General features: G+C 61.5%; 14 protein-coding genes and 1 pseudogene. 6 read left to right on the forward strand and 9 right to left on the reverse strand.

Features of this window, described 5'->3' with window-relative positions:
- Window positions 1-102: 102 nt before the first annotated feature.
- Together gyrA and mtnA are read right to left on the reverse strand one after the other, a co-directional pair.
- Window positions 103-2,757: a DNA gyrase subunit A gene (gene gyrA, locus JWR98_RS20230; RefSeq protein WP_078732181.1), complete on the reverse strand. Its 2,655-nt coding sequence runs from the start codon at window positions 2,755-2,757 to the stop codon at window positions 103-105.
- A gap of 423 nt (window positions 2,758-3,180) precedes the next feature.
- Entirely contained in the window at window positions 3,181-4,251 is a 1,071-nt protein-coding gene (gene mtnA, locus JWR98_RS20235) for an S-methyl-5-thioribose-1-phosphate isomerase (protein ID WP_205491040.1), read from the reverse strand.
- Between the two features lie 109 nt (window positions 4,252-4,360).
- On the opposite strand from mtnA, the gene JWR98_RS20240 reads away from it, so the two are divergent.
- The 4 genes from JWR98_RS20240 (at window position 4,361) to JWR98_RS20255 (ending at window position 7,964) form a co-directional block, all read left to right on the forward strand.
- Window positions 4,361-5,692: a TRZ/ATZ family hydrolase gene (locus tag JWR98_RS20240; RefSeq protein WP_205491041.1), complete on the forward strand. Its 1,332-nt coding sequence runs from the start codon at window positions 4,361-4,363 to the stop codon at window positions 5,690-5,692.
- Between the two features lie 61 nt (window positions 5,693-5,753).
- The gene (gene ubiG / locus JWR98_RS20245) at window positions 5,754-6,449 is read left to right on the forward strand and encodes a bifunctional 2-polyprenyl-6-hydroxyphenol methylase/3-demethylubiquinol 3-O-methyltransferase UbiG (protein WP_205491042.1); all 696 of its coding nucleotides are present in this window, start codon (window positions 5,754-5,756) and stop codon (window positions 6,447-6,449) included.
- Between the two features lie 4 nt (window positions 6,450-6,453).
- A complete protein-coding gene (gene mupP / locus JWR98_RS20250) occupies window positions 6,454-7,125 on the forward strand; it encodes an N-acetylmuramic acid 6-phosphate phosphatase MupP (RefSeq protein WP_078732178.1) in 672 nt (223 codons plus the stop codon).
- A 98-nt stretch (window positions 7,126-7,223) separates the two neighbouring features.
- Entirely contained in the window at window positions 7,224-7,964 is a 741-nt protein-coding gene (locus JWR98_RS20255) for a YciK family oxidoreductase (RefSeq protein WP_078732177.1), read from the forward strand.
- 87 nt (window positions 7,965-8,051) lie between these two features.
- Here JWR98_RS20255 and JWR98_RS20260 read toward each other — a convergent pair whose 3' ends face one another.
- The 6 genes from JWR98_RS20260 to JWR98_RS20285 are packed head-to-tail and all read right to left on the reverse strand — an operon-like array spanning window position 8,052 to window position 14,215.
- Window positions 8,052-9,566, reverse strand: coding sequence for an ABC transporter substrate-binding protein (locus JWR98_RS20260; protein WP_078732176.1), 1,515 nt, complete (start codon window positions 9,564-9,566; stop codon window positions 8,052-8,054).
- Between the two features lie 35 nt (window positions 9,567-9,601).
- Window positions 9,602-10,573, reverse strand: coding sequence for an ABC transporter ATP-binding protein (locus JWR98_RS20265; RefSeq protein WP_078732175.1), 972 nt, complete (start codon window positions 10,571-10,573; stop codon window positions 9,602-9,604).
- On the reverse strand, window positions 10,570-11,526 hold the full coding sequence (locus JWR98_RS20270) for an ABC transporter ATP-binding protein (protein ID WP_078732174.1): 957 nt from the start codon (window positions 11,524-11,526) through the stop codon (window positions 10,570-10,572). Before JWR98_RS20270 ends, JWR98_RS20265 begins: the two co-directional genes overlap by 4 nt.
- The gene (locus JWR98_RS20275) at window positions 11,523-12,380 is read right to left on the reverse strand and encodes an ABC transporter permease (RefSeq protein ID WP_003172639.1); all 858 of its coding nucleotides are present in this window, start codon (window positions 12,378-12,380) and stop codon (window positions 11,523-11,525) included. Before JWR98_RS20275 ends, JWR98_RS20270 begins: the two co-directional genes overlap by 4 nt.
- Window positions 12,377-13,324 carry an ABC transporter permease gene (locus JWR98_RS20280; protein WP_078732173.1) on the reverse strand — a complete coding sequence of 316 codons (948 nt, stop codon included), beginning with the start codon at window positions 13,322-13,324 and terminating at the stop codon, window positions 12,377-12,379. The genes JWR98_RS20275 and JWR98_RS20280 overlap by 4 nt, the downstream gene beginning before the upstream one ends.
- 3 nt (window positions 13,325-13,327) lie before the next feature.
- A complete protein-coding gene (locus tag JWR98_RS20285) occupies window positions 13,328-14,215 on the reverse strand; it encodes a proline iminopeptidase-family hydrolase (protein WP_205491043.1) in 888 nt (295 codons plus the stop codon).
- Between the two features lie 183 nt (window positions 14,216-14,398).
- On the opposite strand from JWR98_RS20285, the gene JWR98_RS20290 reads away from it, so the two are divergent.
- Both JWR98_RS20290 and JWR98_RS20295 read left to right on the forward strand, forming a co-directional pair.
- Window positions 14,399-15,163 carry a LuxR family transcriptional regulator gene (locus JWR98_RS20290; protein ID WP_078732171.1) on the forward strand — a complete coding sequence of 255 codons (765 nt, stop codon included), beginning with the start codon at window positions 14,399-14,401 and terminating at the stop codon, window positions 15,161-15,163.
- A gap of 93 nt (window positions 15,164-15,256) precedes the next feature.
- The gene (locus JWR98_RS20295; protein WP_003172634.1) at window positions 15,257-16,189 is read left to right on the forward strand and encodes a proline iminopeptidase-family hydrolase; all 933 of its coding nucleotides are present in this window, start codon (window positions 15,257-15,259) and stop codon (window positions 16,187-16,189) included.
- A 32-nt stretch (window positions 16,190-16,221) separates the two neighbouring features.
- Here JWR98_RS20295 and JWR98_RS20300 read toward each other — a convergent pair.
- Window positions 16,222-17,719: pseudogene (locus JWR98_RS20300) on the reverse strand (nucleobase:cation symporter-2 family protein).
- Between the last annotated feature and the right edge of the window lie 157 nt (window positions 17,720-17,876).

A 17,876-nucleotide genomic window follows, 5' to 3' on the forward strand; every position in this document is an offset into this window, starting at 1 on the left:
CACTCTGATCTGGTGGGGTGGTGCAATAAACGGGTGTTCAATACTTTCACAAGGGACAAACAACAAGGGGGCGAATCTTCATCCGCCCCCCTGTGTGTCCGCTTATTCCTGCGGTTCTTCTTCGTCTGCGGCTGCGTCGAGGGTTGGCTCGTCGACGTTGTCATCGCCTGCTGCGATCACCTCGCCGTCAAATTCCTCGCCCTCCAGCTCTTCACCTTCGACTTCCGATGGTTCCTGCACACGCTCCAGGCCGACCAGTTTCTCGTCCTTGGCCAGCTTGATCAGCGTCACGCCCTGGGTGTTACGACCCAGGCTCGACACTTCGGCCACACGGGTACGTACCAGCGTGCCCTGGTCGGAAATCAGCATGATCTCCTCGCCGTCGAGCACCTGGACCGCGCCGACCAGACGGCCGTTGCGATCGTTGCTGACCATGGCAATAACGCCCTGACCACCACGTTTGTACTCCGGGAACTCACTGATGGCGGTGCGTTTGCCATAACCACGCTCGGAAGCGGTGAGGATCTGGCTGCCTTCTTCCGGGATCAGCATCGAAATCAGCTTCTGACCTTCCGGCAAGCGCATGCCGCGCACACCACGGGCGGTACGGCCCATGGCGCGCACGTCGGACTCTTTGAAGCGCGTGACCTTGCCGCCGTCGGAGAACAGCATGACTTCACGCTCGCCATCGGTGATGGCGGCGGAGATCAGTACGTCGCCTTCATCCAGCTCCAGGGCGATCAGGCCCACGCTGCGCTGACGACTGAAGGACTCCAACGGCGTCTTCTTCACGGTGCCTTTGGCGGTGGCCATGAAGATGAAGTGACCTTCGGTGTATTCCTCGACCGGCAGCATGGTGGTGATGTATTCATCACTGTCCAGCGGCAGCAGGTTGACCAGCGGACGACCACGGGCGGCACGCGACGCTTCGGGAATTTCGTAGGTTTTCAGCCAGTACACCTTGCCCTTGCTGGAGAACAGCAGCAGCGTGGTGTGGCTGTTGGCGACCAGCAGGTGCGCTATGTAGTCCTCATCCTTCACGCCGGTAGCCGATTTACCTTTACCGCCACGACGCTGGGCCTGGTACGCAGCCAATGGCTGGGTCTTGGCGTAGCCACCGTGGGAGATGGTCACCACACGCTCTTCCTCCGGGATCATGTCACCCAGGGTCAGGTCGAGGCGCGCATCGAGGATTTCGGTACGGCGCACGTCGCCATATTCGGCGCGGATCACTTCCAGTTCTTCGCGGATCACTTCCATCAGGCGCACGGCGCTGTTGAGGATACGGATCAACTCGCCGATCTGGTTGAGGATCTCCTGGTACTCAGCCAGCAGCTTCTCGTGTTCCAGCCCGGTCAGGCGGTGCAGGCGCAGTTCCAGGATGGCCTGGGCCTGTTCCGGCGACAGGAAGTACTTGCCTTCGCGCAGACCGTATTGCGGGTCCAGGGTCTCCGGACGGCACGAGTCGGCACCGGCACGTTCAACCATGGCCACCACGGCGCTCGATTCCCAAGCCGTGCTGATCAACGCTTCCTTGGCTTCCGACGGGGTTGGCGAGGCCTTGATCAGGGCGATCACCGGGTCGATGTTCGACAGCGCAACCGCCTGGCCTTCCAGGATATGGCCGCGCTCGCGGGCCTTGCGCAGTTCGAACACGGTACGACGGGTGACCACTTCGCGACGGTGACGCACGAAGGCTTCCAGCAGATCCTTGAGGTTCAGGATGCGCGGACGGCCATCGATCAGTGCAACGACGTTGATACCAAATACGCTTTGCAACTGGGTCTGGGCGTAGAGGTTGTTGAGGATCACCTCCGGGACTTCGCCGCGACGCAGTTCGATCACCACGCGCATGCCGTCTTTGTCGGACTCGTCGCGCAGCTCGGTGATGCCTTCGAGCTTCTTCTCTTTAACCAGCTCGGCGATCTTCTCGATCAGACGCGCCTTGTTCAACTGGTATGGGAGTTCGGTAATGACGATCTGTTGACGACCACCGACCTTGTCGATGTCTTCGATGATCGAGCGGGCACGCATGTAAATACGGCCGCGACCGGTGCGGTAGGCTTCGATGATGCCGGCGCGACCGTTGATGATCGCGGCGGTCGGGAAGTCCGGACCGGGGATGTATTGCATCAGCTCGTCGACGGTCAGCTCGGGGTTGTCGATGAGGGCCAGGCAACCGTCGATGACTTCACCGAGGTTGTGCGGCGGGATGTTGGTGGCCATGCCCACGGCGATACCGCTGGAACCGTTGACCAGCAGGTTGGGAATACGGGTCGGCATGACAGCCGGGATCATTTCGGTGCCGTCGTAGTTCGGCACCCAGTCCACGGTTTCTTTATGCAGGTCGGCCAGCAGCTCGTGCGCCAACTTGGTCATGCGCACTTCGGTGTATCGCATGGCAGCGGCGTTGTCGCCGTCGACCGATCCGAAGTTACCCTGGCCATCTACCAGCAGGTAGCGCAGGGAAAACGGCTGGGCCATCCGAACGATGGTGTCGTACACCGCAGTGTCGCCGTGGGGGTGATACTTACCGATCACGTCACCAACAACACGGGCAGATTTCTTGTACGGCTTGTTCCAATCGTTACCCAGCTCGCTCATCGCGAACAGCACACGCCGGTGCACGGGCTTCAAGCCATCGCGCGCATCAGGCAGTGCCCGACCGACAATTACGCTCATCGCGTAGTCGAGGTAGGACTGTTTCAGCTCGTCTTCGATATTGACCGGGAGGATTTCTTTGGCCAGTTCGCCCATGAGAAGCCTGATTCCTTTTTCGGGTGAAACCTCGTCACATCCATATGGGACGAACGAAGCTCGCCGCTGCCGGCAGAGTGCCTGGCAACGACTTACGACAAATCAACGAGTTATGACACGGATCTGCACGTTATAGGCCACCCCTCGGGGCAGCCCTGGAAACCGCCGGATGTTATCACAATCGCCGCCACGCACCTATCCCCCTGATGCGCATGGAGACTAGTAATTTGACGGATGACAGGCTTGAGGGGGACGAGAGGGGCTCAGAGGTGGGGTGATGCTTTTTTTTGAGGGCGGATCCACAAGGTTTATTGACTTTGAGGACCAATCGGGGGCAAGCCCCCTCCCACATTTTGACTGTGTTCACAATTCAAGCGTGGGAGGGCTTTGCCCTCGATAGCAATTTCACCGACACCGCAGCCCTTAATGCAGACGCCTACGGCACATCAACTTGGCCAGTTTGGCCGCGTCCGGCCGCTCTACCACACCTTTTTCAGTGACGATGACATCAATCAGATCGGCCGGTGTCACATCAAACACCGGATTGAACGCCTGCACGTCCAACCGTTGCCCATTCACCTCAAGCAACTCGCCCACATCACGCTGTTCCAGGGCGACCTCTTCACCGGTGGCCATCATCAGATCCAGGCTCGAACTCGGCGCCACCACCATAAAGCGCACACCGTGGTGCATGGCGCAAACCGCCAGCTGATAGGTCCCGATCTTGCTGATCACATCACCATTGGCCGCAATGCAGTCAGCGCCCACGACTACCCAGGTCACGCCCTTGGTCTTGAGGATATGCGCACCGGCCGAGTCGGCATTCGCCATGACCGGGATGCCGGCGCCCGCCAACTCCCAGGCTGTCAGCCGCGAACCCTGCAACCAGGGGCGGGTCTCGTTGACATACACCTGCTCGACCAGGCCCTCCAGGAACGCGGCGCGAATCACCCCCAGGGCCGTCCCGACACCGCCGGTGGCCAACGCGCCGGTGTTGCCGTGGGCAAGAATCGCCTGGGCGTTGCCCTGGTGCTTGCGAATTCGCTCAACGCCCAACTGGGCCATGACGAGATTGGCTTCGCGGTCGCTTTCATGAATCGCCATCGCTTCGGCTTCCAGCGCCACCAGCGGGTCGGCGTGCTTCTTGAGGCGGTCCAGGCGATCACGCATGCGCGCAAGTGCCCAGAACAGATGCGACGCGGTCGGACGGCTATTGGCCAGCAGTGCGTAGTCTTCTTCCCATGCGGCCTGCCAGTCACCGCCCTGGGCGATGCGCACGCGCGCAGCCAGCACCAGACCATAAGCCGCGCTGATGCCGATGGCCGACGCGCCACGCACCACCATCGTACGAATGGCTGCGGCCACTGCCTCGACCGTCGCACACGTTACCCAGCTTTCACGGGACGGCAAGGCACGCTGATCGAGCAAGTGCAGCGTGCCGTCGCGCCAATCGATGGCCTTCACGTTCTCCAAAGCCAACAGTCGATCGCGCATCCCTTACTCCGCACTCATGAACAAAAGCCGCCGATTATAGCGATCCGCCAGCCAGGACGCTCGGGTATACTTCGCCCTTCTTTTATAGCTGCCCAGGAAGAAGCCCGCGATGACCGCCACTGCCGCCCCGCTCGACTTGCTGTTGCTGCCGACCTGGCTGGTACCGGTGGAACCCGCCGGCGTGGTGCTCAAGGAGCATGGCCTGGGCATTCGCGATGGGTGTATTGCGTTCATCGGGCCACGCGCCGCGGCTTTGAAGCTGGCGGCCACCGAGGTGCGCGAGCTGCCGGGCATGCTGCTCAGCCCTGGCCTGATCAACGCGCACGGCCATGCGGCAATGAGCCTGTTTCGCGGCCTGGCCGACGACCTGCCGCTGATGACCTGGCTGGAGAAGCACATCTGGCCCGCCGAAGCCAAATGGGTCGATGAAACCTTCGTGCGTGATGGCACCGACCTGGCCATCGCCGAACAGCTCAAGGGTGGCATCACCTGCTTCAGCGACATGTACTTTTACCCCAAGATCGCCAGTGACTGCGTGCACAACAGCGGCATGCGCGCGCAGATCGCGATTCCGATCCTCGACTTCCCGATTCCCGGCGCCAGCAGCGCCGATGAAGCCATTCGCCAGGGCATCGAGCTGTTCGGCGACCTCAAGCACCATCCGCGCATCAAGATCACCTTCGGCCCCCACGCGCCCTACACCGTGTGCGACGACAACCTGGAAAAAATCCGCGTGATCGCCGAAGAGCTGGACGCCGCGATCCACATGCATGTGCACGAAACCGCCTTCGAGGTACAGCAAGCCGTCGAAAAGACCGGCGAACGCCCACTTGCCCGCCTGGGTCGCCTCGGGCTGCTGGGTCCGCGCTTCCAGGCCGTTCATATGACCCAAATCAGCGAGGATGACCTGGCTTTGCTGGTAGAAAGCAACACCAGTGTCGTCCATTGCCCGGAATCGAACCTGAAACTGGCCAGCGGCTTCTGCCCGGTAGAGCGTTTGTGGCAGGCGGGCGTCAACGTGGCCATCGGCACCGACGGCGCCGCCAGCAACAATGACCTGGACCTGCTGGGCGAAACCCGCACCGCCGCGATGCTGGCCAAGGCCGTCGCGGGTTCGGCCACCGCCCTGGATGCCCACCGTGCGCTGCGCATGGCCACGCTCAACGGTGCACGGGCCATGGGCCTGGAAAGCCAGATCGGCTCACTGGAAGTGGGCAAGGCTGCGGATATCGTCGCGTTTGACTTGTCGGGGCTGGCGCAACAACCGATCTACGATCCGGTCTCACAGCTTATCTATGCCACCGGACGCGATTGCGTGAAACACCTTTGGGTCGCCGGCAAGCAATTGCTCGACGACCGGCGACTGACCCGCATGGATGAACAACAGTTGACCGCCACGGCCATTGCCTGGGGCCAACGCATCAGCGGGCACAGCGAATAACGCCGATGTTGAACCCACGTTCAACGCCGACCAACCGATTATCAGATTCAGAGGATTCACCATGAGCAACGTCGACCACGCTGAAATCGCCAAATTTGAAGCCCTGGCTCACCGCTGGTGGGACCGTGAAAGCGAGTTCAAGCCCCTGCACGACATCAACCCGCTGCGGGTCAACTGGATTGACGAACGTGTCAATCTGGCCGGCAAGAAGGTGTTGGATGTGGGTTGCGGCGGCGGCATCCTGAGCGAAGCCATGGCCCAGCGCGGCGCCACGGTAATGGGCATCGACATGGGCGAAGCACCGCTGGCCGTAGCCCAACTGCACCAGTTGGAGTCCGGCGTGAGCGTGGAATACCGCCAGATCACCGCCGAAGCCCTGGCCGAGGAAATGCCCGAGCAATTCGACGTGGTCACCTGCCTTGAGATGCTGGAGCACGTGCCGGACCCGTCCTCGGTGATCCGCGCATGCTTTCGCATGGTCAAGCCGGGTGGCCAGGTGTTCTTCTCCACCATCAACCGCAACCCCAAGGCCTACCTGTTCGCGATCATGCGCCGATACATCATGAAGCTGCTGCCGCGCGGCACCCATGACTTCAAGAAATTCATCCGCCCCTCCGAACTGGGCGCGTGGAGCCGCCAGGCCGGCCTGACCGTCAAGGACATCATCGGCCTGACCTACAACCCGCTGACCAAGCACTACAAGCTGGCCAGCGACGTCGACGTCAACTACATGATCCAGACCCTGCGCGAGGAGTAAGCCTGTGAAGTTGCGAGCGGTTCTCTTCGACATGGACGGTACCTTGCTGGACACCGCGCCGGACTTTATCGCCATCTGCCAGGCCATGCGCGCCGACCGTGGCCTGGCGCCGATCAACCCCGAGCACATCCGCGATGAAATTTCCGGTGGCGCACGGGCGATGGTCGCCGTGACCTTCTCGATGGACCCGGAGTCGCCAGGCTTTGAAGAACTGCGCCTGGAGTTCCTGGAGCGCTATCTCAAAGGCTGCGCGGTTCACAGCCGATTGTTCGACGGCATGGCCGAGCTGCTGGAAGACATCGAGAAAGCCAACCTGATCTGGGGCGTGGTCACCAACAAGCCACTGCGCTTCGCCGAACCGATCATGCAGCAACTGGGCCTGGCCGAGCGTTCGGCGGTGCTGATCTGCCCGGACCACGTTAAAAACAGCAAGCCGGACCCGGAGCCGATGATCCTCGCGTGCAAAATGCTCGACCTCGACCCGGCCAGCGTGTTGTTCGTAGGCGACGACCTGCGCGATATCGAGTCCGGCCGCGATGCCGGCACCCGCACGGCGGCGGTCACCTACGGCTATATCCACCCGGACGACAACCCGCGCCACTGGGGTGCGGATGTGGTGGTGGATCACCCGCTGGAATTGCGCAAGGTGCTGGATAACGCGTTGTGCAGTTGCTGATGGCTCACCGATCCAACTGACCGATGAAGCCCCAAATGTGGGAGGGAGCAACCCCCTCCCACATTGGATCTTCAGTGTTTTCAAATTCGAGGTTATTTATGTTTGATTACTCCGCCCCCCCAGATCTGCTCAAAGGCCGAGTCATCCTGGTGACCGGCGCCGGTCGCGGGATCGGCGCGGCGGCGGCGAAAACCTATGCCGCCCATGGCGCCACCGTGCTGTTGCTGGGCAAGACCGAAGCCAACCTGGCCCAGGTGTATGACGAGATCGAAGCAGCCGGCCACCCGCAACCAGTGGTGATTCCGTTCAACCTGGAGACCGCCCTGCCCCATCAATACGATGAGTTGGCGGCGATGATCGAAAAGGCGTTCGGCCACCTCGACGGCCTGCTGCACAACGCCTCGATCATCGGCCCACGCACGCCCATCGAGCAGCTGTCCGGCGAGAACTTCATGCGGGTGATGCACATCAACGTCAACGCGATGTTCATGCTCACCAGCACCCTGCTGCCGCTGCTCAAGCTGTCACAGGATGCGTCGGTGGTGTTCACTTCCAGCAGCGTCGGGCGCAAGGGCCGGGCATATTGGGGGGCTTACGGTGTATCGAAGTTCGCCACTGAAGGCTTGATGCAAACCCTGGCCGACGAGCTTGAAGACGTGGCGGCGGTACGCGCCAACAGCATCAACCCAGGCGGCACCCGCACCAGCATGCGGGCCCAGGCGTATCCGGGGGAGAATCCGATGGAAAGACCGGCACCGGAAGAAATCATGCCGGTGTACCTGTACCTGATGGGGCCGGGCAGTGCCGGCGTGAATGGGCAGGCGTTTGATGCGCAGTAAACCCTGACACAACCGAAACAAAATGTGGGAGCAAGTCGAATCGTCGCACCGCCCCTCCCACATTTGTACTGCAGTGTTCTCTGGAACTTAGTTTTTCACCACGTCCTCAAGGGTGAAACGGCCGAGCGGGTTCTGCAGGAAATTGCTCACATTCTTGCGTGAGATATTGATGTACGGGCTGTAGTACAGATCGATCCAGTTCACGTCCTGCTTGGCCAGTTTCTGCAGCTCCACATACATCTGCTCACGCTTGACCGGGTCGGCCTCGATGCGCGCCGCCGCCACCAGCTCCTTGACCTTATCGTTCTTGTAGCGGGTCATGTAGTTCTGGTTGGTGTCGTGGCCCAGCACGAAGGTGGTCTTCTGGTCCGGGTCGAGAATGTCGTTGGTCCAGTACATCACCGAAATGTCGTACTCGCCGTCCACCAGCATTTGCCAGCTTTGGGTCGGGTCGACTTTCTGCAGGTTGGCGGTGACGCCAACCTTGGCCAATTGGTCCTTGATGATCACCGCGATCTGCTCGTCGGCTTCGTTGCCGGCGTTGACCACGTAGTTCAGCTTCAAGCCATCGGCACCGGCAGCGGCCAGCAGTTTCTTGGCTTCGGCGGGGTCATATGGACGCTGCAGGTTGTTCGCGTAGTGGTACAGCGAGCCTTTGGGAATGTAGGAATAGGCCACGGTGCCCTGACCGTAAGTGGCGGTCTTGACCAGCGATTGTTTATCGATGGCCATGTCCAGCGCCTGGCGCACTTGCGGTTTGGCCAGCAGGCCGTGCGCGTGGTTGATCAGCAGGTGATCTTCACGGGTGGATGGGTCGGCATGGATCACCACGTTCTTGTCTTTCTTCAGTTCCTCAACCCGCGAGAACGGCACGAAGATCGCCGTGTCGAGTTCGTTGTTCTGCACCATGCGCATGCGCGTGTTGTCGTCGGTCACCGAGACCCATTCCACGCCGTCGAGGCTGACCTTCTTGGCTTGCCAGAAGTTCGGGTTCTTCTTGAGGATCACCCGATCCCCCTTGCGCCACTCGTCCACGGTAAACGCGCCGGAGGTCACCGGGTTTTCCGAATAGGCGTCTTCGCCCATTTTGGTCATGGCTTTTTCCGACAGGATCGACACCGTTGGCGAAGCCAGTTGCGAGAGAAACGCGACCGCAGGGGTCTTGAGGGTCACGACCAAAGTCTTCGCATCGGCGGCCTTGGCGGTATTGATCAGGTTGAACGGATCGGCCCACAGCGAGGCTTTGTTATCGCGAATGCGCAACAGGCTGAACGCCGCATCATCGGCAGTGATCGGCGAGCCGTCGGAGAACTTCGCCTCACGCAGTTTGAAGGTGTAGGTCAAACCATCCTTGGAGACCTCCCAACTCTCGGCCAGGCCCGGTTCCATCTTGGTGCCCAGGTTGTCCACGCGCACCAGGGTGTCGTAGACGTTGGCGAACACCCAGGTGTCGCGGTTTTGTGCACTTTTGATCGGGTCGAACGTGGTGCTGTCTTCACGGCAACCGATGGTCAGTACACCGGCAGCCTGGGCCAGGCCGGCGGTCAGCGACCACGCGGTAAGCGTGGCGGCGGCGAGCAACTTCAAGTGGCGCGATTGCATGTCATAACTCCTTGTTCATGAATGGCAGGGAAGGGTCAAAGCAAAGGTTCTTCAAGCACGCAACTGTACCGATGCTCGTGCAGGAAATGAGTCGGCGGCAACACCACGGAACACATGGCTCGCGCATACCGACAACGCGGGTGAAAGGCGCAGCCTGTGGGCAAGTTCAGTGGGCTCGCAGGCTCGCCCGATAGCAGCTGCGCAGGCAACGGCCGATGCGGATCGATCTGCGGAATCGCCTGGATCAATGCCGCCGTGTAGGGGTGGCGCGGTGCCGTAAACACCGCTTCCACCGGCCCTTCCTCGACGATCTTGCCCAGGTACATCACGGCCACGCGGTCACACAGGCGCCGCACGATGGCCAGGTCATGGGCGATAAACAGGATCGCCAGGTTCATGCGCTGTTGCAGTTCCAGCAACAAGTTGATGATCTGGCCCTGGATCGACACATCCAGCGCCGCCACGCATTCATCGGCGATGATCAGGCGCGGCTCTACCGCCAACGCCCGGGCAATACCGACACGCTGGCACTGGCCGCCACTGAGTGAGCCGGGCTTGCGGCCGGCCAGCTCGGGGCGCAGGCCCACCAGTTCCAGCAGTTCGTTGACGCGGGCGGGAATGTGTTCCAAGGCCACTTTGCGCTGCACGCGCAGGACTTCGGCGATGGTTTCGCCAATCGTATGGCGAGGGTTCAGCGCGGCGTAGGGGTCTTGAAAGATCATTGCCGTTTCAAAGCGCAGGCGCTTGATGTCGATCGCGCTGCCCCGGGCCATGTCGATGCCATTGAACAGCACCTGCCCGGCACTGATGGGATTGAGGTGCAGAATCGCGCGGCCCAGGGTGCTCTTGCCGCTGCCCGACTCGCCCACCAGGCCGAGGGTTTCGCCGGCGGCCAGGTTCAACGACACCCCGTTCACCGCCCTCACCCACTGCTTGTTCAGGCCCAACAGGCCAGTGCCGGACGCAGCAAAGCGCACCTCCAGGTCCTTGATCTGCAACAGGCTCACGGGCGACCTCCCAACGGATAGTGGCACGCCACACGCGCGCCTTCGGGCAAGCGCTCGGTGCACAAGGCGCCGACCTGTGGGCAACGCGGGTTGAACCGACAGCCTTCGGGCAACGCGTCGAGCAATGGCGGCTGGCCGACAATGGTGCGCAGCAAGGCATGGCCGCTGCTGTGGGCCGGCTGGCAGTCGATCAGGCCGGCGGTGTACGGGTGTTGCGGATGGGCCAGCACGTCGTACTTGCTGCCATGTTCACACAGGCGACCGGCGTACATCACGGCAATGGAGTCGCAGGTTTGCGCCACCACCCCCAGGTCATGGGTGATCATGATGATCGACAGGCCACGCTGATCGCGCAGGTCCAGCAACAACCGCAAAATCTGCGCCTGCACAGTCACGTCCAGGGCCGTGGTCGGCTCGTCGGCGATCAGCACCTTGGGGTTGCAGCCCAGCGCCACCGCGATCATCGCGCGCTGGCGCATGCCGCCGGAAAACTCGTGGGGATAATTGTCGACGCGCGCCTTCGGATCGGGAATGCCCACCTGGCGCAGCACATCGATGGCCTGCAAACGCGCGTGTTTTTTCGAAGCGCCCTGGTGCAGGCGGATGCCCTCGGCGATCTGCTCACCGATGCGCATCAGCGGGTCAAGGTGGCTGCTGGGGTTCTGGAAAATCATGCCCAGTTGCCCGCCGCGCACCGCACGCATGCCGGCATCGTCCAATTGCAGAAGATCCTGGCCGGCCAGGCGCACCGCAGCGCCTTGCACCCGCAGGTTGGGCGACGGCAGCAGCCGCATCAGGCCACGACACGCCATGGTCTTGCCCGAACCGCTCTCGCCCACCAGGCCAAGGATTTCGCCTTCGGCCAGGTCAAACGACACGCGGTCGACCAGGGTCACCTCACGCCCGGCATTGTTGGCGATCACACTCAGGTCACGCACATGCAGCAGGCTCATGAACGATCCCCCAATACGTGCGCCACGCCGTCCGCCAACAGGCTGAAGCCCATGGCCAGGGTCACGATGGCCAAGCCGGGAAACGTGCAGAGCCACCAGGCTGTGGTAATGAACGCCTGGCCTTCAGCGACCATGGTGCCCCACTCGGCCGTCGGCGGTTGTACGCCCAGGCCCAGGTAGCTCACAGCCGCTCCGTTGAGCAGCACCAGCACGGCGTCGGACATGGAAAACACAATCGAGCCGAACATCGCGTTCGGCAGCAAATGCCGGAACAGGATGCGCCCATGTCCAAAGCCCAGGCTCTTGGCGGCCAGGGCGAAGTCGCTTTCCTTGAGCACCAGGATCTGCGAGCGGATCAACCGCGCATACGACACCCACCCCACCAGCGCCATGGCGATATAGAAGCTCTGCAACCCCGGACCGAGGATGGCCATGATCGCCAGCATCAGCACCAGGAATGGGAACGCTAGCACCACATCGATCACACGCATGCAGACGCTATCGAAACGCCCGCCGATGTAGCCTGACACCGCGCCCACGAACGTCCCGATCATGAACGGGAAGATCACCCCGAGCACCGCCAGTTGCAGATCGATGCGCGCGCCCCAGATCACCCGCGAAAGAATGTCGCGGCCGTAGTTATCGGTGCCGAACGGATGGGCCAGGCTGGGGCCCAGCAGACTGATATCGGTGTTTTGCGCAATCGGGTCATAGGGCGCGATCCACGGCGCAAACAGCGCCAGGCCCAACCACCCCAGCAGGATCAATAGCCCCCACGCCGCCGTGAGCCGGCCATTGCGAAAACCAAAACGCAGGCGCAAGCGCCACGGGGCAATCACTGGACGGCTGGTCATTGCATCTTCACCCGTGGGTCGAGGGCTACGGTCACCACGTCCGCGATGAAGTTGACCGCCACCGTCGCGCAGGCCAGCACCATGGCCACGCCCTGCACCACCATGTAATCGCGGGTGAAGATACCGCGCACCAGCAATTGGCCGATGCCGGGAATCGCGAACAGGCTCTCGATCACCACCGTGCCGCTGATCAGCCAGCCGATATTCACCGCCAGCAGGTTGACCGCCGGCACCAGGGAGTTAGGCAACACATGCCGACGAAACACCGCCGCCTCGGACAGGCCGCGCGCGCGGGCCGCGGTGACGTGATCGGCCTTCAATTCCATCAACATGCTCGCGCGCAGGTTGCGCACCAGCACCGCCGACAGTGCCAGGGCGATGGTCAGGCACGGCAAGACCATATGGTGCGCCTTGTCCAACCCGCTCCGCCCGTAGCCGGACACCGGGAAGAGGCCCCATTGCACGCTGAACAGCAAAATCAGCATCAATCCCAGCCAGAACGCCGGCATGCCCAGCCCAACGGTGGTGAACACGCGAATCAGGTTATCCGCCCAGCCGCCTTTATTGCGCGCCGCCAGCGTCGCCAGTGGCACCGCGATCAGCAGCGCCAGCACGACGCTGCCGAGCACCAGCACCAGGGTCGGTTCGATGCGAGTCACAATCAGCTTCAGCGCATCGACCTTGTACAGCAGGGAATTGCCGAGATCGCCCTGGAGCAGGTTCTTCAGGAAGTAGAAGTATTGCAGCCACAAAGGCTGATCAAGACCGTACTGGGCGCGGATTTTCAGCAAGGCGTCCGGCGTGCTGCGCGAGCCGAGCAACGCCCGTGCCGGGTCGCCCGGAATCGAACGCACCAGCACAAAGGTGATCAGGCTGATGCCGAACAGCACCGGCAGCAATTGCAGCGGCCGGGACAGCACAAAACGATAACGCGCCAGGTTCATCCGTCAGCCTCGATGACGAGCGAGAAAGTCCAGCAGCACCGGAAAATACGCCTGGGGCTCTTCATAGAACGGCATATGGCTGCTGTTGGGAAATACGTGCAGTTCGGCGTGGCGGGCGGCCATCTTCATGCGCATCGCGCAGGCCGGGGTGAGTTCGTCATGCTGGCCGGTGGTGATCAGGATCGGCATGCTGAAATCCGCCATTTCCTTGAGGCGGTTCCAGTCCTTGAGGTTGCCGACGTAAAGAAATTCGTTGGGCCCCTGCATAGTTTCATAGGGGCCCATGTTCCAGTCGCCGAGGGAACGCTTGACCGGCTCGGGCCACTCATCGAGGCGGCACACATGGCGATAGTTGAGCAAGGTGATCGCCGCCTGGTACTGCGGGTGGTCAAGGGTACCCATGGCCTCATGGCGTTGCATCATCGCCACGGTTTCGCTGCCCAATGCGCCACGCAGGCGTTCAAGCTCCCGGGACAGGTGCGGAATGTCACCGACGGTGTTTTCCAGGATCAGGCTTTTCAGGGCGTCGGGGTAATGGACGGCGTACTCGATACCCAGCCAGCCGCCCCAGGAATGCCCGAGCAGATGCACACGGCCCAGATCCAGTGCCTGGCGCACGGTTTCGACTTCTTCGACATAACGGCGGATTTCCCACAGCGAAACATCGGTCGGTCTGGCTGATGCCCCTGTACCAAGCTGGTCGAATGCAACCACTCGCAGGTTATGTTCTTTGAGCCAGCCATGGGCGTCGCGCAGGTAGTCACACGGCAGGCCCGGGCCGCCGTTGAGGCACAGCAACACCTCATCGCCTTCGCCAAAGCTGTAGACCACGAGGTTGTGGCCGTCGACCTGTACGTTGTACCGCTGGTCGGGGGCAATTTCACGCCACATGCATACATTCCTTGTGTTGTATCGGCCTGGCGGGGTAGCGGCCGTTTACAGGCCAACACTACCGAGGATGCCGCGCGTCCATAACCTAGCAGTTCTTATAGGTTTGGCCTGGCAGTCCTTCGCCGGGGCGTGGCATTCTACTTGCAGCACGTGGAGATTCAAATGACTTCGGGAGCAGAACGGATGCTGGCCAAGCTAACTGCCTTCAATACTCGTCTGATGCCGGGCAGGAGCCTGGACGAGCAGATGGACAACACCTTCCTGCTCGCCCAACAGCTGGGCTTCGATGCCTTGGTATACGACTACACCCCGGTGCCGACTGACCAGGACGGTACATTGATCACCCCATCGGTGCTGGAACTGCGCAATACCCCGCCCGACTGGCATGCATTATGGTGCGGCAAAGGGTTCTACCAGATCGATCCGGTGCAGCATCTGGCCCTGAGCACGGTGTCGCCATTCGTGTGGTCTTACGAGGCCAAGACGGATACGCCGCTGCAGAAAATCATCGATCCGTGCCACGCCCCCGTATCTTCCTACCTGCATGACCAGCAACTGACCTGCGGTGTCAGCGTGCCGATCCACCTGCCCCGTGGCGGTTTTGCATCGCTGACCGGCCTGCGCACCGGCAAGGCCAGCAGCGTGTTGCAGGATGCGCAGCAGACGCTGTCGGAGTTCAGCGTGATTTCCCACGCCTTGCAGGAAGCGGCCTACCCGTTGTTCAGCAGAGAATTGCGCACCTATCCCTACATCCACCTGACCAAGCGCGAGCGCGAATGCCTCAAATGGGCCGCCGAGGGCCTCACCGCTGCGCAAATTGCCACGCAGTTGAGCCGCTCACTGGCGGTGGTCAGCCTGCACCTGGCCTCGGCGATGCACAAACTGGGGGCCAAGAACCGCGTACAGGCGGTGGTTCGCGCCACACACTACCGCTTGCTCGAAGACTGATTCGCCGGCAAAACCTAGCTGTTTTGCTAGTTACTTAAATGCCCCGTGCAGACTATCGTGGCTCTGATCCTTTTTTTAAGAGCAGGGTACGAAATGGACTTCATCGAAAAAATCCGCGAAGGGTATGCGGCATTTGGCGACTACCAGACCTGGTACCGCGTCACCGGCGACCTGGCCAGCGGCCGTACACCGCTGGTGATCATCCACGGCGGCCCCGGTTGCACCCACGATTATGTCGACGCCTTCAAGGATGTCGCGGCCAGTGGGCATGCGGTCATTCACTACGACCAACTGGGGAATGGGCGCTCGACGCACTTGCCTGATAAAGCCCCATCGTTCTGGACCGTCGAGCTGTTCCTGGCCGAGCTGAACAACCTGCTGGACCATCTGCGGATCAGCGATAACTACGCGATCCTCGGCCAGTCCTGGGGCGGCATGCTCGGCAGTGAACACGCCATTTTGCAACCCAAGGGGCTGCGCGCATTTATCCCGGCCAACTCACCGACCTGCATGCGCACCTGGGTCAGCGAAGCCAACCGCCTGCGCAAATTGTTGCCTGAAGGTGTGCATGAAACCCTGCTCAAGCATGAAGCCGCCGGCACCTACCAGGCCCCGGAATACCTCGCCGCCTCGCGGGTGTTCTATGACCAGCATGTATGCCGCGTCAACCCGTGGCCGGAGGAAGTGGCGCGCACCTTCGCTCAGGTCGATTCGGACCCCACGGTGTACCACGCCATGAGCGGTCCGACTGAGTTTCATGTCATCGGCAGTTTGAAGGATTGGACGTCCATCGGCCGCCTGTCGGCAATCAAGGTACCGACCCTGGTCATCTCGGGCCGGCATGACGAGGCCACGCCGCTGGTGGTCAAGCCGTTCCTGGATGAGATCGCCGATGTGCGCTGGGCGCTGTTTGAAGACTCCAGCCACATGCCCCACGTGGAAGAGCGCCAGGCATGCATGGGCACTGTGGTGAAGTTTCTGGATGAGGCGTGTTCGGTGATGCACCCGGAACTCAAGGCTGGTTGAGTGCATGTGGGGGGCTTGCCCCCCTCACACATTTAGACCTCGCTGGTTTCAGCCTTTGCCGTCCTCGTCGGCACATCTGCGACTAAAGGAATCTCCTTCCCCCCGGCATCGAATAACTTGCCGCCCCTGAAGTAATCCCCATCACGCAGCGCCGCCACTTCGTGGAAGCACAGGCTGCGTTCGGTCCCCGCGACAAATACCGACTGCTGGTCCGAGTTGCCCGCCGTGAAATGGTTGAACGCCAGGTTCAGCAGGATCGCCATGATCGCCGACGAGCTGATGCCCGAGTGGAAAATAGTCGCGAACCAATTGGGGAAGTGATCGTAGAAACTCGGCGCGGCGATGGGGATCATGCCAAAACCGATGGAAGTGGCGACGATGATCAGGTTCATGTTGTTGCGGTAATCGACCTTGGACAAGGTCCGAATACCACTGGCCGCCACCGTGCCGAACAGCACGATCCCGGCACCGCCCAGCACCGAGGTCGGCACCGCCGCAATCACTCGGCCCATGAACGGCAGCAGGCCGAGAATCACCAGGAACAGCCCACCGGTGGCGACCACGAAGCGACTCTTCACCCCGGTCACCGCCACCAGGCCGACGTTCTGGGCGAACGCGCTCTGGGTGAACGAGCCGAAGATCGGCGCGAACATGCTCGACAGCATGTCGGCGCGCAAGCCATTGCCCAGGCGTTTGGAGTCAACCTTGGTATCGATGATTTCGCCCACGGCCAGGATGTCGGCGGAGGTTTCCACCAGGGTCACCATCACCACAATGCACATGGAAATGATCGCAGCGATGTGAAAGGTCGCATGCCGAAATGAAAAGGCGTGGGGAAACCGAACATCGGCCCTTGGGCCACGCCCGAGAAGTCCGCCATGCCGAGGAACACCGCAATCAACGTGCCGATCACCATCGCCAGCAGGATCGACAAGCGCGAAATCGTCGCGCTGCCGATCTTGCTCAGCAGCAACACCAGCAACAGGGTCAATGCGGCCAGGCCAATATTGGCCATGCTGCCAAAATCCGCCGCGCGGCTGTTGCCGCCCATGGCCCAGCGCGCGCAACCGGCATCAGGGTCAGGCCAATGGTCGTGATCACGATACCGGTCACCAACGGTGGGAAAAACTGGGTGATCCTTGAGAACACCGGTGTGATCAGCAACCCGATAAACGACGCTGCCGTCACCGCCCCGAGAATCGCCGGCACCCCGCCTGCACCGTCGCTGCCAACAATCGCCACCATGGTTGCCACACCGGCAAACGACACACCCTGCACCAGCGGCAACTGGCAGCCAAAGAACGGCAGGCCAAGGGTTTGCAACAGAGTTGCCAGGCCACCGGCAAACAGCGACGCCGCGATCAACAGGCCGATATCCGCCGGAGACAGCCCGGCGGCCTGACCGACGATCAAGGGGACGGCGACGATGCCGCCGTACATGGTGAGCACATGCTGCAGGCCGTAAGCCAGGTTGGCGGCGACGCCGAGATTCTCATCTTCTGGCCGCTGTGACGCCTTCGGAATAGTCATGGTGAGGGGGTCCCTGTTTTTGTTGTGCGGCCACTGTATGCAATCTTTGGACTGGATGTCCATAGAGTTGTATACAATATGTCGAACAAGATACCCTCCATCGGCGTTACAAAAACAACCTGGCCGTGATGAGCCAAAACCGGGAGCAAGCCCCCTC

Origin of the sequence: Pseudomonas lactucae (assembly GCF_016937615.1) — a bacterium.
Classification (GTDB): domain Bacteria; phylum Pseudomonadota; class Gammaproteobacteria; order Pseudomonadales; family Pseudomonadaceae; genus Aquipseudomonas; species Aquipseudomonas lactucae.